This is a genomic window from Campylobacter showae, from assembly GCF_900573985.1.
GTDB classification, from domain to species: Bacteria; Campylobacterota; Campylobacteria; order Campylobacterales; family Campylobacteraceae; genus Campylobacter_A; species Campylobacter_A showae_E.
In genome coordinates this window covers 109,597-133,963 of the sequence record NZ_UWOK01000002.1, presented here as the reverse complement: position 1 = coordinate 133,963, position 24,367 = coordinate 109,597, and the positions used below count along the sequence as shown (strand labels likewise).

Below are 24,367 nucleotides of genomic sequence, written 5' to 3'. Positions count from 1 at the left end.
GTGAGTGGGGTAGGGGGGGGGTAATTATTAGCCCCTATCTGCTTTGTGTTTCGACGGTTTCAGCTACTCTATCTGGCAAAGCTAAAAACCGGTCATCGAGCACTATTTTTGCTACCCACTGGCTATCTTCTAAATAATTATAGACATCCTCTGCTATGCTTAGGATTTCTTCATAACTTTTGGCGCTATTTAGTTCTTTTAAAAAACAAGATTTTGCCGATACTTTATCATTTGCTTTTGCATAGTAGTTAGCTAAAAGCCCCCAATGCTTGCAGCCTGATTTTTGGATACTTTTACAAGCCATATGAAGAATGCCAGTAGATGCATTTTCATAAAATTGTTTTAAAAGCGTATAAAGATTATGACGATTGTAACTAACCGCCGTATACTCTAAGGTCTTTATCGCTTTTAGATGAAGTCTCTGCGCTGCCTTAAAATCCAAAAAATAGTTTGCCATGTATTCGGCCAACTCAGTAAACTCTTCGGCGCTTTTGGCTGCTTTCTCAAGTCTGTTGTAATGCTCTCTGAGCCAATGTTTAACTCCTATAGTGCTAGAAATTTCAGACGTTAATAAATTTAAATCAATAGGATCGTTTATATTTTGCGCTATGTTTTTAAAAATATCTTCGGCACTTTTGGTATCATTAAAATACCTTACGTAAACTCTAGCCATAGCTTCTGCTAAAGAGTCTATATCGGCACCATTTAGTATGTCTTTTTTGGCCACCATTTCATCTAGTCGTCTTTTGGCCCAAGATCTCTTTCCGAGCCTTATAATCCATTCTAAAATATTGACTTTTTCGGTGTTTATGTGAGAAGCTTTGTAATATATAGTGGCTTTACTGTTTTTTATAACAGACTCGCAGGTATAATTTGCATTGTCGGTTAAAGGCGTTTCATCTAAAAAATAACCTTGTTTTAAAAATTTTATTGCCTCTTTCTTTCCGAGAAATTTCTTTGCTATGGGAGCGATCCTGACAAAATCATCTGTATTTTTGACCAACTTAATGGCCTTTTTTACGGCCTTTTTACCTGTATTTTCATTTTTATGACAAATCTTAGCTATGGCCATAAGATCCGATATGTAGTCATTTTTTATATTTTGGTCAAGTAAAGTGCATGCGAGCGGCCTATCCAACAAATAGTGTTTTAGTCCGCTTTTTATGTGTCTTGTATATAAACATTTACCATCGCTTAGCGCTCTAGTATAAAACCTTTTTGCTATAGCATAAGCGTCTTTTATTTTTAAATTTAAAATTTCCAAACTGAAATAACAATAAAAGTTAGCGTCAAAATTAGTCGTAGCTAAGATATCGTTTAAAAATCTTATTGCCGTATTTTGGCTTATGATTTTTAACTTTATAAAATTTAGCATATTGATATAACAAATCTCATATTTGGCATGCATTTTTGCCTTTAAAAACAGTCTTTTACACCATCTTATATCATTTGTGATTTTATAAACTCTTTGGGCCAGGTACGCATAGTCTGCTCCGCCTATTTTACAACGTTTTTCAAACATCAAAAGAACTTTTTTGGCTAAAGCTAGGTTTTCTTCTTTTGCTAGTTTTGTGGCGATATCGTCGTATGTAAAAAGATTATGATTTCGTCTTGTTATGTATTTTGGACAAGTTTTTACGATCGTATCGAATTCGTCTTTGTCTATGGTTTTTCCTATCTCTTTAATCAACTCCCGTATAGGAATATTGTCATCAAGGACATAGCTAGCATACATTATCCTCCCCTCATCCAGCTTATGTAGTTTGTCGTAGTCGTAAAGCATTATTGCTCCTTTTAAGAGATATACAAATTTGTGTCAAAAAATTTTTAAGAAAATATATACAATGGCGTATTTTACAAATAAAGGGCGTGTGTAAGTTTTTGGCTCATATTAATTTAAAGCTTCTGCTTAATCCCTGGGTTAAAGAGAGGATATTTTAACAACTAGCCGGCTAGATTAATATAATGCGAAAAACAAGGAATAAAATAAGTTTTTCCCCTAATTTAAAGAATCGTACTCAGTCGGTTTGATGGGATTAGCTTATCATTTTCTAAATCAAAGTATAAAATTTCAAGCTGCATTTTATCGTCGTATTTAAAATTCATAGGCTCTTGTTTTGCGCCGTCTATCTTTGGATATATTAGATAAAGCTTATCGCACTCGTACTTTTTTCCGTAGGCATATAGTTGATATAGATCGGCTTGCGATATCTTATTCTTTTTCTCGCCTTCATTATTGTCTTGCCTGATGATTTTCCACTTTGTGTCGGCTATAAATTTGCCTTCTAAGAATATATCCGGTTCTAACCCAAAGTCTCTTATTGGTTCTTCAATAAGATATTTTCCTCGATGCTGTAATATAACATCGGGAAGCTTTTTCTTTATGAAATTTCCGACATAGCTTTCAAAGAGCGCATTCATATCAAATAGCAAGGCAAGGGCTAGATCGTCGCCATTATGCGGGGTAAAAGAGTCGCCCAAAAGAAAGATCTTGCACCATAAAAGTGTTTGCTCGTAGTGTTTTACCTGACGGCTTATGGTATAGTTTGCAAAGAAATTTTTATAATCGCTACACGTCGAAACGTCATCAAATATAAACAAAAGCTCGCGTATTTTTTGTTGATTTTTACTAGAATTTGATTTTTTGTATAGAAATTTAAGCGTTGTTTTTATGATTTGATTTATCTTTATGTCGCTTAAAAACTCGCTGTATTCTACATAAAATCGCTCTTTATGGATACTATTTCTTTTTATCTGCTCATTTATATTTAGCTTTCCTTTTAGAAATTTTAGATTATCTTCTAGCGCCACATAGTCGCTTTTTATCCCCTTTTTTACAAGAGCCTCAAGCTCGCACAAAAACATAGAGATAAAAATTTCTAAGAGCGGTAAATTTTGGGTTTTTAGGCTAGCTAAATTTGAGCTTTTAGGTAGAAAATTTTTAAGCGATTTTAGCATTTTTAGAAAAGCGTCTTTTAATTTTTTTACTTTATCGGCATCATTTTTATCTGCTATTTTTGGCAAAATTTCTATCGTTAAGCCGCTTTTTGTTTGTAAGACGCCGACATAGTTTCTGGCCTGTATAAATTTCCCACCGTCTCCGCTTGCTATCCTTAAAAACGGCGCATTTTTACTATTTTTAAGGATAAAATTTTCTATATCGTCAAAGTCTTTTTTGCCTATACTGTGCTGATATATACGCTCAAACTCAGTAATCGTTAGCTGGCTTTGCTTCATCTTTATTTGCTTGGCTATAAATTTTTATGTAACTTTGCGGATCGCTAAAGGCTTTGAAATTTATCTCATACAAGACTTTATCGTCTATATCCTCTATTTTTCCGCCAAACAATTCGCTTGCCCTTTTCTTGTTTTTTATTATAAACTGAGTTTTGTTATTTTCTTGTTTGTCATCTGAATTTGTTTCATTGGTTTTTTCTTTCTGATTATCCCCCAAAACCAGCCTTATCTTTTCCCAATCGTCGTAAAAATACTCTTGCAGTAACGGTAAAATTTTATTTTTAAAGATCGAAGCTAATTCTGATATATCCGCACTATCTTTTAGCGGCATAAAATAAGCATGCCCTATCGTGTGATCTCTGTCGTAAAGGTACTCTATACGATCGTTTATCGTTTTAAGCATAGTAGTAAAATCTATCTCGATTTCTTTAGGATCAATATCCTTATCCTTATATTTTATTTTAATGGTTCCCAAAAGTTCAGGTTGTGGCATCATCTCTACAAACTCAAACCTTCTTCTAAGTGCCGTATCCATGAGGGCTATGCTGCGATCTGCTGTATTCATCGTGCCTATTATGTATAAATTTGACGGCACTCCAAATTTCTCCCTTTCTCCCTCTTTTTTATGTTGTGAATATGGTAGTTCTACTTTTATCTCATCCTCCGCTCCAAGCCTCTTTGATGGCTCTATTAGAGTTATGAGCTCGCCAAAAATTTTAGATATATTTCCGCGGTTGATTTCGTCTATTATTAGAACATATGGCATGGTTGATAACATGTCTTCCAATACGGCGTCAGGATGTGTACCATACCTGTATGACGATTTAGAATTGTCTTGGTCAAATAATATTTTCTTAAGACTATCTTTGCTCATGGGCATGGGGTTACCGTCTACGCTACTTGCAGATCTAGCCTCTATGCCTTGAGCTGTATTTTTATATAAATAAAATTCATAACCATCAGATGTTTTTAATTTTTTATTAGAAGTTTCATTTTTTGCATAATTAGGCAAATTTGCCGCATATATATCATATAGCTTATCAAATCTATCTTCAGAAATTTGCGGCACTTTCCATTTTTTATGTTCTTTGCACTCTTTTATTCTCTTGCAAATTTCCTTAAAGATGCCGTCCTCAACTCGATAATGTATATTTTTATCCTCGGTATATGCTTTTAGGCCTTCAACAAATTCCTCATACCCATAGCTTTGATGAAATGTTACAAATTTTATTTGTCCGCTTTGTACATATTCATCAAATTGCTTTTTAAGAGCTTTCCTCTTTTTTTCGTCGTTGATTTCTTCTTCACCAACTTTTTCCCCTCTTATTATTTCGATAGCTTTTGCTATTGTGGTATATGTTTTTCCTGTACCCGGAGGGCCGTATAAAATTTGATTTAGTGATAAATCTGTTTTGCTTTTTCTTTGTTTGTTGTCTGTTATCGGCATTGCTATTCCTTTGCTATTTATAAATTCTATATACTTATTTACCGCTGAATTATAGTCAGCAAAAAGTTTTTTGGTTTTTTCCAGATTTTAAAAACTCTTCTTCTAAATATTTTGGGTTTTTGCTTTTTAAGTCATAATAGTCAAAAATTGAGTAAATTTTATTGTCTTCCAAAAAATTAATAAAATTTCCTAAATAGGTTTGATATTGTTGAACCGTATTTTTACTTAAAGTTTGTTTACAATAATCTTTAAAACCGTCATAGTCTATATCTTCAAGCATATTTTCTCCTATATTTTTTAAAAATATATCGCTGTTTGCGGCTTATTATATATCGTTATCTCTTAAATATTATTAAATAAATATTTTATTTAACCCCTTTATGGCGCTATATTGTTTATGAATAATTTTGTTTTTTACTAGCCTATGATTACCAAAAGATTAAAATTTTGAGCTTCTTTGATTGTATATTATCCTATATGATTTTGTTAAATACCATTGCTAGCACACTAAACTTGGAAATTTACCTATTTGGACAGTTTTTTGTCCTTTTTATCCAGTAAAATACCCTCAAACAAAAAACAAACAAGGAGTCAGGCATGAGAAACGAAAGCTTTTATGTAGATAACGAGATATATGACCTTGCGATGCTTTGGATACTTCGTGCGATTTTTCGTGCCGGAGGAGAAAGGGAGTTTTTAAGATGCAGATACGATAATGTCCTCGAGTTTCTAGGCGTGCATTCAAGCGAGCCTACAAAGCAGGACATCGAAGCTCTTAAAAATAGGCTTGACGTCCTTGAAAAAGCCAAAATCTCATGCAAACTAAAAGATCTCGAGCATAATATAAATTTGCTTCAAGAAAATTTAGGTCTAACCGATACGGAAAAGGATATTTTGAGATTCGTCGCTATTATGTTTAACTATGAGATCGTCTCGGATGCTTGCGATCTGATAGGAGACCTAAATAGTAGACAAGCCGTAAAAGCCCTATCGCAGATATTAAATTTAAATTCTAGCGACGTTCAAAACACCTTTAGAAAAGACGGGATTTTCGCCAAGACCTCGATAATAAAACTAGACAGCTACGGACGTAATCTAAGATCAAAAATCGACGTGCTAAATGGCGAATTTGTAGAAGCGTTGTTTACTAAATGCGAAAGCATCAACGAAGTATTTGCAAGCGCGATAAAGCCTTGTAGCCAAACAAATTTGACGCTTAAAAACTATACTCACGTAAAAGAGGATACGCAAATTTTAGTCTCTTTTCTAAAAAATGCTATTCGTAAAAAACAAAAAGGAGTAAACATACTCCTCTACGGTTCAGCTGGAACCGGTAAAACAGAGCTAAGCAAAGTGATAGCTAGTGAGCTAAATTTAAAACTATATGAAGTAGCTTACGACGATGGAGACGGATACGCAAACGAGCTAAAAAGAATAAAATCTTATTGCCTCGCGCAAAATGTCTTGCAAGCTGGATCAAATTTGCTGATGTATGACGAAGCCGAAGACGTGTTTAACACTAGAAACGAGGAAAAAAGACAGTACGGCAAAGCCTTTATAAATAGATCCCTAGAGACAAACGAAGTGCCGACCATCTGGATAACCAATAATATCTACTGTATGGACGAAGCCGTAGTTAGACGCTTTAACCTAGCTATAGAGCTAGGGGTGCCTAATGAAAACATGAGAGCTAAGATCATCAAAGAATACAGCGCAAATTTGATAGATAATAAACTAATAAAAAAGCTAGCCAAAAATCAACATGTAGCTCCCGCAGTAGTTAGCAACGCAAGCTTAGTTGTTTCAAATTTAAACGCTAGAGATAAAAACAAAGCCTTTGAGCGAGTGATAAGCAACACTCTAAAAGCCCAAGGATACGGAGCTATAGAAAAAGACGAAAAAAAAGAGAAGACAAACGACGATCTACCTAGTAGCTACGATCCAAATTTCGTAAACTCAAACTGCGATCTAAACGAGCTAATGAAAGGTATAAAAGAGAGCAAAAGCGCTAGAGTTTGCCTATATGGAGTACCGGGAACCGGCAAGAGCGCATATGCTAAATTTATCGCCAAAAGCCTAAAAAAGCCTATAATTATCAAAAAAGGAAGCGATCTTTTATCTATGTGGGTCGGAGGAACCGAGCGAAATATAGCAGATGCCTTTGAGGAAGCAAAAAACAAAAAAGCCGTGCTTGTGTTTGACGAAGTAGATAGCTTTTTGCAAGATAGAAGCGGGGCTTCAAGAAGCTGGGAGATAACTCAAGTAAACGAGATGCTAGTGCAGATGGAGAGCTTTGACGGGATATTTATCGCAACTACGAATTTAATCGATAATCTCGATAAAGCAAGCTTAAGAAGATTTGACCTAAAGCTAGAGTTTGGGTATCTATTGCCAAATCAAGCGCTAAATTTATTTAAAAAAGAGTGCGCCTTGCTAAAAGTAAAATTTGATGAAAATGCAGCTAAAAAGATTTCAAATTTAGGCTTGTTAGCCCCAGGAGATTTTGCTAGTGTAAGAAGACAAGCTAAATTTAGACCTATCAAAAATGGAGATGATTTTTATGAAAGGTTAGAGCAGGAAGTTGCACTAAAAAACGAAGAGAAAAGTGCTAGGATAGGGTTTTAGGTTGCAATCTTGTTTGATCGTATGCATTATGCTATAATTTAACTTTTATTTTAGAAAAGGAGAAAAAATGATAGAACAAAAATCAGTTAGAGACATAATAGACAAAAAAATAAATTTCAATGTGCCTGCATATCAAAGAGGCTACCGTTGGGATAAGATAAACGTCACGGATTTGTTAGACGATCTGCTTGAGTTTATGCAAGACGGCAGTAGCGGAAAATTTTATTGTTTGCAGCCGCTAGTTGTTAAAAAGATTGGAGCCAATCAATATAACGTCATAGACGGTCAGCAAAGGCTTACTACTATTTTTATTATTTTAAAGTATTTAGAAAAACTTTTAGAAGATGAAAACGATATAAAAGAAATTTATACGATTAACTACGAAACAAGGGAAGGCAGTCAAGAGTTTTTAAAAAACATCGCAAAACCGCAAGAAGATAGCAATAAAAATATAGACTATTTTTATATGTATCAAGCTTATAAGGCAGTAGAAAATTGGTTTGAAGAAAAAATAAAAGAAAAGAAAACCACCAAAAGAAAGATGCTTGAGATTTTTACAAATTCAGAAGACGAAAAGCATATCGAGTTTATATGGTATGAAGTTGAAAATAGCGAAAACGACGAAGTCAAGATATTCGCCAGACTAAATAGCGGCAAAATTCCGCTCACAAATGCAGAACTTATTAAGGCACTATTTTTAAATACTAGAAATTTTCCCAAAGAATGTAGTAAAAATGAAATAAGCGTTAGGCAAATAGAGATATCAAAGGAGTGGGACGAGATAGAATACGCATTGCAAGATGACGAGTTTTTTAAATTTTTAACAAAAAATGACTATCCGACTAGGATAGAGCTACTTTTTGAAATTTTATCCGGAGTAAAAAGCACGGAGTCGGATAGATATGCGATATATAGATATTTTGCAGAAAAGGCAAAGGAGAAAGACGGGCTATCTCATATATGGACTGATATAAAAAAGATATTTTTAACGTTTAAATTTTGGTTTAAAGATTCCGAATATTATCATTTAGTAGGTTTTTTGGTAGCATCTGGGATATCAAACATCATGACCCTATACAACGAATTTGAGTCAGGAGCCTGGCTAAAAACCAAATCAGAAACAAAAACAAAAAGTGGTTTTAAGGATTCTTTAAAGGAGAAAATAAAAATCGATACAGCTAATATTGGCGAGCTAAATTATATTGATAATAGAAAAGAATTAGAAAATATACTATTGCTTTTCAATATAGCTACCATTATAAATAGTAAAGGCTCTTATACTAGATTTTCATTTAATGAATACAATGGTAAAAAATGGAGCTTAGAGCACATACATGCTCAAAACGACAAAGGGCTAAAAGACAAAAAAGTGCAGGACGAGTGGCTAGAAAACTCAAAAAAATATATTTATGAAAGTGATCTTCAAGAAAAGATCGATATTTTTATAAAAGGTAATGAAAATAATCATTTTGACGAGCTTCAAATGGAAATTTTAAATAAATTTGGCGATGTGGTAAATATGCATGGAATAGAAAATTTAGCCTTACTAGCAGCAGAGAATAACAGCTCTTTATGTAACGGGCCGTTTATCGAAAAACGCAAAAAGATAATCGAGATGGATAAAAACGGCGAATTTATACCAATATGTACTAAAAATGTATTTTTAAAATATTACACCAAGAATTTATCTAATGTATATTTTTGGAGTAAGCAAGACCAAGAAGATTATAAAGGCTCAATAATAGAAACATTAGAAAATTTTTTAGGAGAGAAAAATGGAAAATAATACAAGTAATTTAAAAGATGTCCTAAGTAACAAGAAACTAAAAATTTCAATACCCATCATCCAAAGGGATTACGCGCAAGGTAGAAAAGATGCGGCCACTATAAGAGATAAATTTTTACATGAGATTTTTAATAGATTAGATAATGATGAAAATTTATTTTTAGATTTTGTTTATGGCAATATAGAAGGTGATAAATTTATACCAATCGACGGGCAGCAACGCCTCACTACTCTTTTTTTGTTGCACTTATATTTTGCAAAAAAAGAAAAAAAAGATTGTGAGTATTTAAAGGGTTTTACATACGAAACCAGAAGCAGCTCTAGAGAATTTTGTGAAAGATTAGTGAATGCGGATATCGATTTTAACAAAGACGAAATCTCTGCAGATATAAAAAATTATAGCTGGTTTATGCCGTTTTGGGAGAATGATCCGACCGTAAAATCTATGCTCGTGATGCTAGACGTAATACACGATAAATTTAAAAATTCAAATTTTTACGACAGACTCGAAAATATAAAATTTAGGTTTCTTGAGCTTAAAGAGTTTGGGCTAACAGATGACCTATATATAAAAATGAATGCCAGAGGTAAGCCACTAAGCGAATTTGAAAATTTTAAAGCAGAATTTGAGAAAGAACTGTCTCAAGATATAAAAGCAAAGCTAGATAATGAGTGGCTTGATTTGTTTTGGGGATTAAAGGACGGTGATAAAGAAGACGTAGATTTAAGTAGCGTCGATAAACGATACATGGCATTTTTTAAAGGAGTAGCTTCAAATTTTACCGTTCTTAATATAAAAGATACAAAAGAGGCAAAAGATTTTGATTTTGATGAGTTTGATACACTAGACACATTAGAGTTTTTTAGCAGTAACAAAAATAATGTAAACAATGTAATAAAAATTTTAGATGAGTTGTGTGAAGTTTCAAATTATGAGCTTCTTAAAAATTTTACCGATACCAGCAAAGATGTTACCTATGAAACAAGGGTTAAGTTTTTTGCACTATCTATGTTTTTGATAAAATTTGGAGAGGGAGAAATTAGCGAAGAGTTTTATAAAGAGTATGAAAGGGTAACTTCAAATGTAGCAAAAGATTTTAATATAGACAGCGTTTTAAATCTAAAACAGGCTTTTGAGTTTATAAATGAAATTTGCGAAAAATGTAAGAATGAAAAGATTTTTGAGCTACTAGAAGGTTTTGATGACAAACAGCCGGAAAGCTTTAAAACAATTGGTTTTTATAAATGGCAAGAAAAAAAGAAGCTAAAGCTAATGCAAAGCGACACGAGATGGATTGACGCTATTAATGAAGCTGAAAAACATTGGTATCTTGGCTCAAATTTAACGTTTCTTATTGATTTTGCAGAAAATGATGTAGAAAAATTTAAAGAGTATTATAAGAAATTTGATGAGATTTTTAAAGAGGATAGGGAAAACTTCTTTTTTCAAAGGGCATTGTTGACGAAGGGCGATTACTTACCCGAGCGCGGCAATAGCAGCTACTTCACATTTTGTAATTTTAACAATAACTCTCGTAATAAAGACGACAACTGGCGAGATGTATTTTATGATAAAGAAAAAAGTAAATTTCTGAAAAATTTACTGGATGACGATAGAGGCCTGCAAGATATCATAGAGAAGTTTGACGATAAGAGCTATTGGGGATATTATTTTATAAAATATCCTGAAATTTTAAAAGAATGTACTCACTTTTTCATATTGGCATATGATTATACGATAAAGGTTTTAACAAAAACGGTTACCAGTAGCTATCATGTAGAATATTACACTTACGCTTTGTTTATAATGCTAAAAGAGAAATATCCAGACCTATCCGACGAAAAACTACGTTATGAATGGGTAAAATCCGACGGAGAAATTCCTTATGTTTTAATAGGTGGCAATAAAATCAAATTTATCAAAAATAAGGAAAATAAATACCAATGGATGATAGATGACTCGCTAGTGGGCGAAGCTTTAGATCCACAGAACCTTTCTTACGATGTATTAAATTTTGTAGAACATGAGGCAAATAAACTTGCAGAAAGCATAGAAAAATGACCCTCTCTAAATCCCTCTATGTTCGCGGTCTTCAGTGCGAAAAGAGCTTGTGGCTTAAAAAGAAAAAGCCCGGGGTTTTGCAAGCCCCGGATGACGGTGCGCAGGCGATATTTGACACTGGTACATCGGTAGGCGAGCTAGCCTGTGAGCTATTTAGCGGTGGCGAGAGGATAGAGTACACGGGTGACTTTAACGCACAAATAGTAAAAACTAAGGAGCTAATAGGGCGTGGCACAAAGGTGATCTACGAAGCCACTTTTTGTTTTGACGGCATCCTTGTGATGGTCGATATCCTTCGTATCTACGATGATGGGCTCGTCATCAATGAAGTAAAAAGCTCAACCTCGGTAAAAGAGGTCTATATCGATGATGCAAGTATCCAGTATTACGTCATTAGCTCGCTTGGCTACAAAGTAAGCGGCGTAAATATCATCCACATAGATAATAGCTACGTAAGAGGCGAGAAGCTCGAGCTTGAAAAGCTTTTTCATACCGAAGATGTGACCGAGCAGATCATGCAAAAACAAGCTGAAATTCCTCAAATTTTAAATAAATTTGAAGAAATTTTAAGCAAAAACGTTGAGCCAGAGGTAGATATCGGTCCTCACTGCTCAGACCCTTATAATTGCGACGCTTGGGAGTACTGCTGGTGCGAGCAGCGCGGCATACCAGAGTATAGCGTCTTTAACATATCTAGGCTTAGAAGCGATAAGAAATTTGAGCTTTATAAAAGCGGCGTGGTTAAATTTGAAGATATCAAAGATATAGATAAATTTAACGCCTCTCAGCAGATCCAAATCCGCTCTGAGCTCTCCAAAGAGCAGATCATAGACAAAGAGGCTATCAAAGAATTTCTAGACACACTTAGCTATCCGCTCTACCATCTTGACTTTGAGACATTTCAGCAGGCCGTGCCTGAGTTTGTAGGTCTTAGGCCATATGAGCAGATACCTTTTCAGTTTTCTATCCACAAAGATGACGGCAAGGGAAATTTGGAGCATTTTGAGTTTTTGGCCGAGGTCGGAGCCGATCCTAGATATGAGCTGGCGCTAAATTTGATCAAATTTATCCCACAAGATGCCTGTGTGCTAGCCTATAACATGAGCTTTGAAAAAAGAGTGATAAGGCAGCTCGCTCTAAACTACCCTCAAATTTCAAACGAGCTTATAGCGATCCATGCCAATATAAAGGACCTAATGGCGCCATTTGCAAGCAAGAGCTACTATCATCCAAAGATGCAGGGTAGCTACTCTATAAAATACGTTCTACCGGCTCTCGTGTCTGAGTTTGAATCGGCGTATAAGGATCTAAATTTGATCCACAACGGCGGCGAAGCTATGCAGGCATACGAAGCCATGGCGCATATGTCAGCAGATGAGCGCGAGGCCTATAAAAAGTCGCTTTTAGCATACTGCAAACTAGATACTCTAGCTATGGTTAAGGTTTTAGAAAAACTACGCGAAGTAGCAAAATAGACAAAAAAGTGTCTGCTTTGCCGGCTATAATGCCTATAGGTATTTAAAGCCATAGGAGGTAATATGGGTGCGGATAAATTTGAATCATTGCAAGAAGCAATACTCCACGCAAAAGAGATCATCAAAAACGCAGATGCTATAGTCATCACAGCAGGCGCTGGTATGGGTGTGGATAGTGGCTTGCCTGATTTTCGCGGAGATCAAGGCTTTTGGAAAGCATATCCACCACTAAAAGATAAGGATCTAGGCTTTACAGATATGGCAAATCCTCAGTGGTTTTTTGAGCAGCCAACTCTTGCTTGGGCATTTTACGGCCACAGATTAAAACTATACAACAAGACCGAGCCGCATTCTGGTTTTGCTATGCTTAGAGAGCTTTGCGCGCAGAAAAACGACAACTACTTCATCTGCACATCAAACGTCGATGGTCACTTTGCAAAGGCTGGCTTTGATAGAGATAAAATTTATGAAATCCACGGTTCCATACACCACTCGCAGTGCATCCACAATGATGACGGAAATATCTGGAATATGGACGAAAATAGCGTGGAAGTAGATGAGGAAAAATTTATCGCTACAAAGATGCCCGTTTGCCCAGAGTGCGGATGCGTGAGCCGCCCAAATATAATGATGTTTTACGATCATGAGTTCAATCCAAAAAGGACCTGGGCGCAGCGCAAAAGATATGAAGCGTGGCTAAATGAAAATGAAACCTCAAAAATAGCTATAATAGAAATAGGCGCAGGCCTAGCGGTGCCAACCATTAGAAAGCATGGCGAGGCGCTGGTAAAACGCTTTAAAAACGCGACGATTATCCGTATCAATCCAAAAGATAGCAGCCTAAATTCACAGCTTGGCATCAGTCTAAAGCTTGGTGGTCTAGAAGCGCTAAATCAAATTTTATAACAAGGAGATAAAATGGATCATGTAAGCATATTTCAAACTTGGTATAAAAATGATAGCGGCGAGCCAAAGTATATGGCTGTATTTAAGGCAAGGCAGGATATATGCACGCTTAGTCAAAATATATCTGACAAACTTTTGACACTACTTGAAAACGCAAATGGCATTGAGGTAAATTTAAAAATTTCTAAAGATATGCCTCTTGATGCCGTGATCAAGCTTTGCTTGGAGCAGATAAGAGATACGCTTTGCGAGAAGTGTAAATTTAATGCGCTCATCACCGATGATCTAGACTATGTCGATGAGCGGATCATTGATATAAAAGCGACTATAAAATACTGAAAAATAGACGATATAGATATCAAATTCTAAAAGGAGAGAGGATGGAGATAAAGTCAGAAAAAGAGGACTTTGAAGAGCTTTTTACAGCTATGAGCAAAGGCTACATGACAGCAAAGGCCGAGGCAGACAGGCAAAGAGCCATGGGCAAGCACGACTATAATATCTTTACTTTGTTTCATAAATTTAGTGATGAAGTAAATTTGCACTCAAATTTCATAGCTTCACTGCTTGATCCAAACGGCGATCACTACAAGGGTGATCTATTTTTAAAGATATTTTTAGAGACGTGCGGCATAGATGACTTTGGTACTGATACGAGCAGAACTGCCGTTCTTAAAGAGTTTAAACATATAGATATCTATATAAGCGATGGCAAAAAGCATATCATCTTAGAAAACAAAGTATATGCAAAAGACCAAGCTGCGCAGATAGCAAGATATATAGATACTATTAAAATAGAAGGTGCCAAAGATGAAGATATATATGTTTTATATCTGCATCCAGATGGTAATCTACCAAAAGAATATAGCCTGGGTGATTATAAGACAAATCAAGACGAAACAAAGCTAGTAAAAAAAGGCTCTACTATAAATTTTAAAGTCATTAGCTACGAAGATAAAATTTCAAACTGGATAGATAAGTGCAAAAATGAGGTGTCAAATTTAGCTGACCTAAACGTTTTTTTATCACAATACAAAGATGTGATAGAGATGATTTACAATAGATACAAAAGGATAGATAAAATGAATAATGAAGACTTGGTAAAAATTTTTAAAGATAATTATCGTGCAGTATCGGATATAGTAAGCAATTATGAACAAACAAGAAGAAAAATAATAGATGAATTTTTTAAAAATATTTCAGATAACTTAAAAGGAACGTATAAAAAGGAAGATGGGTTTGAAATTTGTTACCCAAATAGTATCATTAAAGATTATGGAAAAAATTGCCAACCTATAAAAATAACGCAAAAAAGGTGGGAACTTTTTGATTTTGCAATAGAATTTTTAGATAAAGATCTTAAAAGCCCTATTATTGGTTTTGTAAAGAATGAAAAAAGTAAAAGCATAGAACTAAAATGCATCACAATGGATGGCAAAAAAATAAAAGACAATTATTGGATTGTATATAATAATCTTCCAAATGATGACATTTGCAAAAGTATCGTAACAGAAGGTTTTGAAAACATTTTATTAAAAAATATTAAAGATTTTATATCGGAGTATGATAAAAAAATTTCTGATCTAAAACAAAACTAACCCCAAAATTTAGTGGCTCTATGCCACTAAATTTCAAATTTAAGAGCAAAATTTTACTAAACAAGACATACAATAGTCCAAAAAGCTACGTAAAATCTCCAAAAAGAAAAAGGAGATGAGATAAAAGGCCTTGAAAGTCTTGTTGCACTTTATCTGCCACGTGCTGTGCTTTATGGTGGGCTGTTTGACAAAGTAGGCGAATACATAGCCGATATAGTCATAACCGAACTTGGATATGACGAGGAGGGGATAAAAGCGATAGGCGGTATGTAAAATTTCTTAAAAGAGTTAAGAAAAGATCTTTGGGATGGTGATAGACGGCACGCTAAAGTCGCAAGGATATGGTAAAAGAGGCGAACCAAGAAGAAGGCATATCTCTGCCATAAAGCCACAATACAGAATTTATAAACGCAAGCACCTATCTTGACAAGCTAACTCGCAGCATAAAAGATGGCCAAATCGCTAGGGTTTGCATATACGGAGCAACTACCAGCAAAGGCACCAAACAAGCTACTGGTGCTAAAAAATCATGCGATCTAATAAATGCACAGATCGGTTAAACAGAAAAACGTAGCGCTGCCTTTGGAAGATTTGACCTAAAGCTAGAGTTTGGGTATCTATTGCCAAATCAAGCGCTAAATTTATTTAAAAAAGAGTGCGCCTTGCTAAAAGTAAAATTTGATGAAAGCGCAGCCAAAAAGGTTTCAAATTTAGGCTTGCTAGCACCGGGAGACTTTGCTAGCGTAAGAAGACAAGCTAATTTTAGACCTATCAAAAGCGCAGATGATTTTTGTGAGAGACTAGAGCATGAAGTTACTCTAAAGAGCGAAGAGAAAAGTGCTAGGATAGGGTTTTAGAGATTGTTATTATCAGATATTCTGATAAAAATTAAGATATAAGGAAGTAAAAATGTGTGAATTGTCAAAACAAGAAAGAGTCAAGCTTATGGACATAAACAATCGGCTTCATGAGTTAGAAAAAAGAATTTTTGATGTTATTGTAAAAACAGAAAGAAATCTAAGATCGCCCCAAAATAGCAGTAAGGTAGATGATTATAATATTATACTAGATGTTTTTTATAAATATAAAGATGACGGTGAAAAGATAGCCGCATTTGATAGAGACTATTTTTATATATCCAAAGAAATTCTTATGAGAGATGATGCTGTAGACATTCTTTGTACGCAGGATAGAAACAAATTTCAACACCAAGATCATACAATGAAAAACGAGTGGCGCTCCAGGTTTTATAACTATCTTTATGATGAATGTGATCTTTCTTTTGAAAATATACTAAATATTGGAAAGGTATATGCCTTATTGGAAACTGATATATATTATATCCCGAAGATACTTCATATAAAACCACTTAACAGTATAGATGACTATATATGTATAGATCATGCTGAAATGTTAAAGATAAACTCAGCCCTGCAAGACATTCAAAAAATATTAATAAACGAAGCAATTTTGTATGAAAACGAATTAAAGCAGAAGTTGAAAGACGGTACAATAAAAGGGTTCGATATGAGCTATGAGGTTGTTTTTTGTTCAAACGAAGAAGACCCTAAGTTAAACAGTATAGTAGCTATTACCAGCGAACCACTAAACATGAGTAAGGAAATGGCGCTCCCAGGTTTTCAAAACAAGTGGATGAGAAACTACAACATTGACACTAATGATAACGAGGAGAGCCACTGCTATCTTTTTTATTCACTTCTTTGCCTTACCAATCTACGCTCATATAAACAAAGACTACATGATATATCAGAGATAACATTGGGCATAAGGATTAATGAATACTTTGAGACTAACTTATAAGTTAAGATATTAATAAAGGAAAAAAATGGGCGATAAATATAGGCTCAACGGAACTTAATGCAAACAGAATGAGTATTAAGTTGCGATGATAGCTATGTTCTTTGAAAGTAACGAGCATAGCGAAGTTAAAAATATCTAAATTTTCAGGCGAGATTTCCAAGCCCGCCTAGAAGCTTCGCTTTGAAATAGACGAAATATACTTTGGATCTAAACAAGTAAGAGGTAAAAGAGGTAGAGATGCAGCAAATAAAACCCCAGTGCTTAACTTCGCTACGCTCGTTACTGCGAGCAGAACGGCATACTAAAGCGTGACGGCAAAGTTTATACCCAGATAGTTAAAAACTGCTCTGCAAATGAACTAATACCGATATTATCGCAATATAGCGAGCTTGGTAGCTCTACTATTTATTTTGATTGCGGGAAAGCCTATGATGGATTAGTGGATTATGGAGCCAAAGCTCATTATAGAGTAAAACATTCAAAGAATGAATTTTAGCTGCGCTACGCTTGCTACTTTACAAGAAGCTAACAGTAAAAACCATATCAATGGCATTGAGAATTTTTTAACTACGACTTGCGTTGCTACTGTAAACAGACGGGGATATGCTAAACATAGATTATCGAAATTTAAAGGTATCTTTTCAAGCGTATCGACGGTAGCGACCGAAGGGAAGCTAAAAGAAAAGAGAATTTCTTGCTTCATCTTAAAGAGCGTATTCTGCTCTACTTCACTGCGTTTGTAGCTTTTTAAGACGTAGTTACGAGCGTAGCGAAGTAGAGTTTAGATATAATACTAAAACTACACAGGAAAACTTATGTCAGAAACTATTAAAATTAATAAGAGATCTTATGAGTAGCAAGACGAAGTCGCAGATAAAAAACAGCTTAAGTTATTTTGAGCTTTTTAGAAATATCATATCAAAATTTATTATTTAACATAGCCTAAACTATCCTATTTTGCCATTTTGATAAGAATTGTTTTGGTTTAGTTTATAAATATGTGAACTATTGGGCAATTAATGTTTTTAATAGAACAGTAATCTTTTAAGAGATATTTGTGTTTAATATTTTAAAAATAAAGCCATTAACATCATCCTTTGTTCCTATTTTCTTGGATAATATTTTCTTGGATACAAACTTTGTAGCATAGAAGCCATATTGTTTTATTTTATTGAGTATAAAATTTTTTGTATCAAAATTTTTATCACAGGAGATTAATATAATATTTTTTATTTTATTTCTCTTTGCATAAAGAAAAATGTGATCAACCAAATCTTTACCATTTTGATCTCTATACTCATTTATAATATTATCTGAGCCACTAAAATTTATCGGTGGATTTGATATGATCAAATCAAATTTATAATTTTTAAAGTCAGTAAAATTTATATTTTCTACACATATATCTAAATTATATTTTAAAGAATTTTTACGACAAAAATCGCATGCATTATTATCCAAATCAACTGCAACAACTTTTGCCTTATAATTATGCGCCAAAAATATACTCAGCGGCCCAACTCCACATCCAACATCTAGCACAGATAACCCATTTCTTATTTTGCAGCTTTTTGCAAAAAATTCAGCTATACCAAATTTATTGCACACGTATTTATCTACCTCTAATGAATAGCTAAAATTAGGTGTTATAAAATCTTCTTTCAATAAATCCCTTTTTCTATACATTGCAGAAATTCATCTTTTGTCTCAATCCAAACGCCATGACAAATTTCATCAAGTAGACATTTTTTACAAAATTGGGCTTTAAATCGCATCTTTGATTCTAGTTGATTTAGTCTAATGATATTTGAATTGTTATAATTATATACGTCTAATTTTTTTGGCCAGTAATTTTCACCTATACACTTTTCAAAACCTTTTAGTAGGCAAGGAGTTATTCCCTCTGTCCGCAATACCTCACTGCTAATTTTTCCACTAAATGATAGCTCTTTGATTGCTTTTACCGATTCGATTAGCCCGATATAATTTTTATCATAATGTGTATGCATAATTGAAAACTGCATGACAGTTGGAGAGAAAGGCAAAATCAAATCCACTATATCACTTAATTCTTTAATATTTAATTTTGAAATTACCGTATTGGTTATTACATTGCAGTTATTGTGGATATCTATTAATCCTCTTATTAGTTTTTTAAAAGAACCTACTGTACCAGTTATTTTATCATGAGTCTTTTCGTTTGATCCTAATATACTAAAAGATATGCTTACTCCTTGCGTTTGATTTAAAAATTCAGCCAAATCCCCATTTATTCCACTTCCATTCGTTTGAATAATAAAATTAGTATATCCTATGGATAAAGCACGATTTATGATTTTAATTATTTTTTTCGGATATAAAGTAGGCTCGCCACCAGATATAACAAGCATACGACAGCCTCTCAAATATCCATTTTCCAAGGCTTTAAGAATATTATCTAATTCAATATTTTCATTTTTTAGTTTTGATGAAAAACAGTAACTGCAATTATTATTACAATCATATGTTATTTTTAGGTTAAGACAATGCATCGAATATCGGCTTTTTAATGTGATTTATTAAAAACCTTTTAGCTTCACAATGTTCATTAAAAATAGCTTTTGATTTTAACTTAAATTCTTGCCTTATTGCTATGCAACCACCGCAGCAATACTCAAAAATATTACATTGTTTGCACTTACTTAAAATTTCTACTTCAAGATTTGAATAAGAGCAGTGATTTAATGGTTTCTCAAATAAGTCTTTGATTTCGTGATTGGAGAGTTTAAAAATATTGCCTAAATAGGCTTCGTTTTTCATGCTATCTTGTTTAAAGGTGTCGCAAAGCCACAAATCTCCATTTGGAAAAATAGTAGTAAAATTATCACATTTTGATATAGAGTATTCACACCATCTTGCCTTTTTGCCAACTAAATTTGAAATAATGGTTATTAGTGGATCGATTGCTAGTTTGTTGTTTTTAAAATTTTCTATATCTTTGGAATATAGGTTAAATATTATTGCCATAAATTTAGCATATTGTATAGGGGTTATTCCTACATCTTCAGCTTCGCCAAATTTATCTAAATTGTAACAAGGGATAAATTTTACATAATTTGGATTTAGCTCTCTAAAGAATTCATACATTTGCTTTGGTTTATCAACATTATGTTTTCCTATAACACTAATCGTGGTAAAAGAGAGTGTTGAATTTTTTATCCTATTTATGCTAGATAAAACTCTATCAAAAGAAGCTTGATATGATTTTGTAAGTCTTATTTTGTCGTGTATATCTTTTGGGCCGTCAATACTTATACTTACTACTCTTTCGCTTAAAATATCAGAATTTTTCTCTAAAATTTCCAAAATTTTATCACTAAGAAGAGTACCGTTTGTTTGTAATGCAAATTTAAAATTAACATCATAATTCAAATTCATGTCACGAATAAAATCAAGAAGTTCAGATAGTGACTTGGCACCACAGAGTAAAGGCTCACCCCCATGGAGCATCCATAAAATTTTAGATTTTGGAAAAATACCAGCAAATTTTAAAATAACTTTCTTTACTTCGCCAATATCTACTTTTTGTTCTACTATCTCAGCTATATTATCTCTTCTAAACTCGTAACAATACTTACATCTTAGATTACATTCCAACGTAGGCTTTATTACTATAGTTTTTTTCAACTAATAGCCCTTAGCATATTCAGAGTGGTCCCCCCAGCAAGCTAATGTAGCCCTATCTTCATCATTCTTGATAACATCAATCATCTCTTTTAAAGCAGTCAACTCTTTGTCTGAATACTCGACATTGATATTACTAGAGTCATTGTTAAAACTAGCAGAATCAAAAATTACAGCTTCGTCAAAATGAACCATTTTTGCTCCCTTTTAAAATTTGTATATATGAAAGAATTATAGCGATATTTATATGTGTATATTCTTAAAGATATTTGTTTTTGGCTCAAAATAACTTAAGCTGTTTTTTATCTGCGACTTCGTCTTGCTACTCATAAGATCTCTTATTAATTTTAATAGTTTCTGACATAAGTTTTCCTGTGTAGTTTTAGTATTATATCTAAACTCTACTTCGCTACGCTCGTAACTACGTCTTAAAAAGCTACAAACGCAGTGAAGTAGAGCAGAATACGCTCTTTAAGATGAAGCAAGAAATTCTCTTTTCTTTTAGCTTCCCTTCGGTCGCTACCGTCGATACGCTTGAAAAGATACCTTTAAATTTCGATAATCTATGTTTAGCATATCCCCGTCTGTTTACAGTAGCAACGCAAGTCGTAGTTAAAAAATTCTCAATGCCATTGATATGGTTTTTACTGTTAGCTTCTTGTAAAGTAGCAAGCGTAGCGCAGCTAAAATTCATTCTTTGAATGTTTTACTCTATAATGAGCTTTGGCTCCATAATCCACTAATCCATCATAGGCTTTCCCGCAATCAAAATAAATAGTAGAGCTACCAAGCTCGCTATATTGCGATAATATCGGTATTAGTTCATTTGCAGAGCAGTTTTTAACTATCTGGGTATAAACTTTGCCGTCACGCTTTAGTATGCCGTTCTGCTCGCAGTAACGAGCGTAGCGAAGTTAAGCACTGGGGTTTTATTTGCTGCATCTCTACCTCTTTTACCTCTTACTTGTTTAGATCCAAAGTATATTTCGTCTATTTCAAAGCGAAGCTTCTAGGCGGGCTTGGAAATCTCGCCTGAAAATTTAGATATTTTTAACTTCGCTATGCTCGTTACTTTCAAGATCTCACACTCTTTAGACATAAGAATTTTTGTTTCTCTAAAGATTTTACATGGGGTTGCTTCTGAAATTTTAGTTAAATTTGATATCTCCGATGCTTTTATATCTTCTGCGAAGCACTTCAGAATTTCTCTAAATTTCTTCTCTGAAATTCTGGAGCAATAGATATACTTGTGTTTTAACGACAAAAACATAGTTCTTGTGCTTGCACTCTCTCTTAGAAAAACTCCTTTGAAAGTTTTTAACTTATCTTAAGCCTATGTCTAACAAGCAGTAAGATGAAGTCGCGACTAAAAACTTTGTTTAACTTATCTTTAGAAAAAGATACAAAAAACTTTCCGGCATTTTTGACAAGTGGATCTATATGGGTCGGTAAATCAATATTAGAGATACCAAGCAACATTATACTCCTTTTGGTGTTTTTGTTTTCTGGTATAGATTTTTTTAGATTTTACGACCCTTGCTTGTAAATTAATATTCCTTTTAATCGATGCTAATATGATCATATCTCTTGGTTTTGTCTTCATTTTTATCCTTTTAGTCAATATATAAAATTATATGCAATAAAATGGACATTATTTGTCATAAAAATGTAAATTATATGGTTTTTTAAACAAGTATTCTACTATTTGGAAGTTTGAATATATCACAATCTAAACAAATAAGTTCTTTTGCTTTAAAAGCATATTTGGGACATAATTTAAAAACTCTAAAACCACTTTGCTTTTATTTTTGTCATATTGTGTCCAAAGGATTGGATAGTATCCTGTACTGATTTTATAAAATAGAATTTTAAAGGGAGAAATAAAAATGAAAAAAATGTTTGTACTCATAAATCATAATTTAACCGAAGAGCAAAAAGATCAGGCTTTAAAAACGTTTGGTATAGAAGATATAGTAAATATAACAGATGATGCGTGGTCTAGTATTAATCCGTCGGACGAAAATATACTAGGTGTCTTAAGCGCATATAAAAAGGAGTTGATGCTGGAGGCTAAGGCTGGTGATGTTTTGTTGGTGCAAGGGGATTTTGGCGCTACTTATAATATGATAAATTTTGCTAAAAATATCGGGCTAAAGACTATCTATGCTACCACTAAGCGCGTAGTTCAAGAGCTTATAATGGATGGAAAATCGGTGACGAAGCGCGAATTTAAACACGAGAAATTCAGGGAGTACTTATAAAAACAGGCCCATTGTTAATTCATTAAGCAAAACGCAAGTTGTAAAAAGTGATAATTTACATCACTGCAAATACCGTAAAGTTGTTAAATTTAAAGGAATCCAATGCCGCTTAATATAGTAAAGAAAGCAAATTCGCCTCAAACCAAAGAAAATAATGACAAAACTGCCGTCATCACGATCCTTGGCATACAAGGCAAAAAAGAGGACATAAAAACCAAAGGTTGCGCTAGGTATTATTTTACTAGTGAAAGTGCCGATAATTCGCAAGAGTTTTTTAATACCCTGCCTTTGCTGGCGGATAAATTTGGTGCAGAAAATATAGTGCCTATATATACTGCCGAAGCTAGAGAATTTAACGAAGCTGTAATGGCGCACTATGCGAATTTTCAGATAAATTTTAACGATGATTATAAGATAGTAGATGAGAAAAATTTTGAGGCTTTGTTTGAGATATTTGAAAGAGCGATAGATGATCTAGTAAAAAGCGGAGTCGGTAAAATTATTTTTGACGTGACGCATGGCTTCCGTCATCTGCCTTTGCTAGCGCTAGTCGATCTACTCATACAAAACTTCTCAAATGTCTCCCAAATAGATCAAATTTTGTTTGCTAAAGAGATAGAAAAATTTAAGCTATATGAGATAATAGACCTGAGACAATACCTAGATATCGCTAATATCGCCTTTGTGATCGCGGCTTTTTCGCAAAACTACACCCTGGCTCAGCACATAAAGACAAAGAAATTTGAGTCGCTGGTAAATGTTTTAAATGATTTTTCAAATAATATACTAAGCTTAAATATAGCAAAACTGAAAAGCTCGCATGGTGAGTTGATCAAGGAGCTTGATATGATAGATGATATCGCGCTGATATCAAGAGCTAAGGATCTAAAAGATAGGCTAAATAAAATATGCGACTGGAACGATAGCGCATATGTTTTTAGATATAAATTAGCTAAAGATATGTTTGAAAAGGGCTATTTGTTACAATCGTTGGTGCTTTTGTTTGAGAGTGTAAATAGTTATATAGTTAGCGTATTTGAAAAAAATATACCTGATGTTTTTCAGAAAATTTCAGAAGAAAGCTCCAAAAATAAAGAGCGCAAGAATTACAAAATTAGCAATTTTTTTGTTCAGGCATTAAAATTTGGTAGCAATACGACCAATGAGGAGTTTCTTAATAAGACGAAGAATAATTTAAAGTATCTTGATCTTACAAATTCTGATATAGATAGTATAAGGTTAGTTGTTGCGACCAAATTTGGTTCTAGCCATGAATTAGATAAATATCGCTGGCAATTAGATAACCTACGTAATGACTTCGCACACGGCAATATAAGCGAAGAAGAATTTAGTCATATTAAGCAAGAGATAAAAAAGCTGTTTGATAGATATCATAATTTTATAAATATACAACAAAGCCTATAATTTAATATTTTTAGACACTATGTGTCTATTTCGGTCATTATAATTCCCATAAAAATAATGG

The 24,367-nt window shown here is 33.7% G+C and carries 18 protein-coding genes and 3 pseudogenes; 12 read left to right on the top strand and 9 right to left on the bottom strand.

The window, feature by feature from the left end:
• Positions 1-34: 34 nt before the first annotated feature.
• The 4 genes and pseudogenes from EE116_RS11430 to EE116_RS11415 form a co-directional block, all read right to left on the bottom strand.
• Positions 35-1,783: a hypothetical protein gene (locus tag EE116_RS11430; protein WP_122874594.1), complete on the bottom strand. Its 1,749-nt coding sequence runs from the start codon at positions 1,781-1,783 to the stop codon at positions 35-37.
• A gap of 221 nt (positions 1,784-2,004) precedes the next feature.
• Positions 2,005-3,237, bottom strand: a complete 1,233-nt coding sequence (locus EE116_RS11425) for an McrC family protein (protein WP_122874593.1) — start codon at positions 3,235-3,237, stop codon at positions 2,005-2,007.
• A pseudogene (locus tag EE116_RS13310) lies at positions 3,209-4,495 on the bottom strand (McrB family protein); the annotation flags it as partial. The pseudogene EE116_RS13310 and the gene EE116_RS11425, both read right to left, overlap by 29 nt.
• A gap of 244 nt (positions 4,496-4,739) precedes the next feature.
• Positions 4,740-4,964 (bottom strand): hypothetical protein, encoded by a 225-nt coding sequence (locus EE116_RS11415; protein WP_122874591.1) that lies wholly within the window; start codon positions 4,962-4,964, stop codon positions 4,740-4,742.
• 317 nt (positions 4,965-5,281) lie between these two features.
• Between EE116_RS11415 and EE116_RS11410 the strand changes: the two genes are divergently transcribed.
• The 10 genes and pseudogenes from EE116_RS11410 to EE116_RS11365 all read left to right on the top strand — a co-directional run.
• Positions 5,282-7,309 (top strand): AAA family ATPase, encoded by a 2,028-nt coding sequence (locus tag EE116_RS11410; protein WP_122874590.1) that lies wholly within the window; start codon positions 5,282-5,284, stop codon positions 7,307-7,309.
• 67 nt (positions 7,310-7,376) lie between these two features.
• On the top strand, positions 7,377-9,095 hold the full coding sequence (locus tag EE116_RS11405) for a DUF262 domain-containing protein (RefSeq protein ID WP_122874589.1): 1,719 nt from the start codon (positions 7,377-7,379) through the stop codon (positions 9,093-9,095).
• Positions 9,085-11,157 (top strand): DUF262 domain-containing protein, encoded by a 2,073-nt coding sequence (locus EE116_RS11400; protein WP_122874588.1) that lies wholly within the window; start codon positions 9,085-9,087, stop codon positions 11,155-11,157. The genes EE116_RS11405 and EE116_RS11400 overlap by 11 nt, the downstream gene beginning before the upstream one ends.
• The gene (locus EE116_RS11395; protein WP_122874587.1) at positions 11,154-12,632 is read left to right on the top strand and encodes a DUF2779 domain-containing protein; all 1,479 of its coding nucleotides are present in this window, start codon (positions 11,154-11,156) and stop codon (positions 12,630-12,632) included. The genes EE116_RS11400 and EE116_RS11395 overlap by 4 nt, the downstream gene beginning before the upstream one ends.
• A 63-nt stretch (positions 12,633-12,695) precedes the next feature.
• The gene (locus tag EE116_RS11390; protein ID WP_241091705.1) at positions 12,696-13,538 is read left to right on the top strand and encodes an SIR2 family NAD-dependent protein deacylase; all 843 of its coding nucleotides are present in this window, start codon (positions 12,696-12,698) and stop codon (positions 13,536-13,538) included.
• A gap of 12 nt (positions 13,539-13,550) precedes the next feature.
• Positions 13,551-13,877, top strand: coding sequence for a hypothetical protein (locus EE116_RS11385; protein WP_122874586.1), 327 nt, complete (start codon positions 13,551-13,553; stop codon positions 13,875-13,877).
• Between the two features lie 41 nt (positions 13,878-13,918).
• Entirely contained in the window at positions 13,919-15,136 is a 1,218-nt protein-coding gene (locus EE116_RS11380; protein WP_122874585.1) for a PDDEXK-like family protein, read from the top strand.
• Between the two features lie 662 nt (positions 15,137-15,798).
• A complete protein-coding gene (locus tag EE116_RS11375) occupies positions 15,799-15,993 on the top strand; it encodes a hypothetical protein (RefSeq protein ID WP_163028076.1) in 195 nt (64 codons plus the stop codon).
• 52 nt (positions 15,994-16,045) lie between these two features.
• Positions 16,046-16,957: a hypothetical protein gene (locus EE116_RS11370; protein ID WP_122874583.1), complete on the top strand. Its 912-nt coding sequence runs from the start codon at positions 16,046-16,048 to the stop codon at positions 16,955-16,957.
• Between the two features lie 182 nt (positions 16,958-17,139).
• Positions 17,140-17,803, top strand: a pseudogene (locus tag EE116_RS11365) (transposase); the annotation flags it as partial.
• Between the two features lie 198 nt (positions 17,804-18,001).
• On the opposite strand, the gene EE116_RS11360 reads toward EE116_RS11365, so the two are convergent.
• From EE116_RS11360 to EE116_RS11340, 5 genes and pseudogenes are all read right to left on the bottom strand, one after another.
• A complete protein-coding gene (locus EE116_RS11360; RefSeq protein WP_163028075.1) occupies positions 18,002-18,622 on the bottom strand; it encodes a methyltransferase in 621 nt (206 codons plus the stop codon).
• Complete coding sequence (locus EE116_RS11355; RefSeq protein ID WP_122874581.1) at positions 18,619-19,488, bottom strand: radical SAM protein; 870 nt, start codon at positions 19,486-19,488, stop codon at positions 18,619-18,621. The genes EE116_RS11360 and EE116_RS11355 overlap by 4 nt, the downstream gene beginning before the upstream one ends.
• Positions 19,475-20,623, bottom strand: coding sequence for a radical SAM/SPASM domain-containing protein (locus tag EE116_RS11350; RefSeq protein WP_122874580.1), 1,149 nt, complete (start codon positions 20,621-20,623; stop codon positions 19,475-19,477). Before EE116_RS11350 ends, EE116_RS11355 begins: the two co-directional genes overlap by 14 nt.
• Complete coding sequence (locus EE116_RS11345; protein ID WP_122874579.1) at positions 20,624-20,815, bottom strand: hypothetical protein; 192 nt, start codon at positions 20,813-20,815, stop codon at positions 20,624-20,626.
• Between the two features lie 138 nt (positions 20,816-20,953).
• Positions 20,954-21,890: pseudogene (locus EE116_RS11340) on the bottom strand (transposase); the annotation flags it as partial.
• Positions 21,891-22,506: 616 nt separating this feature from the next.
• Between EE116_RS11340 and csx20 the strand changes: the two are divergent.
• Positions 22,507-22,881 carry a CRISPR-associated protein Csx20 gene (gene csx20, locus EE116_RS11335; RefSeq protein ID WP_122874578.1) on the top strand — a complete coding sequence of 125 codons (375 nt, stop codon included), beginning with the start codon at positions 22,507-22,509 and terminating at the stop codon, positions 22,879-22,881.
• Between the two features lie 102 nt (positions 22,882-22,983).
• Positions 22,984-24,306 (top strand): CRISPR-associated DxTHG motif protein, encoded by a 1,323-nt coding sequence (locus EE116_RS11330; protein ID WP_122874577.1) that lies wholly within the window; start codon positions 22,984-22,986, stop codon positions 24,304-24,306.
• Positions 24,307-24,367: the final 61 nt, after the last annotated feature.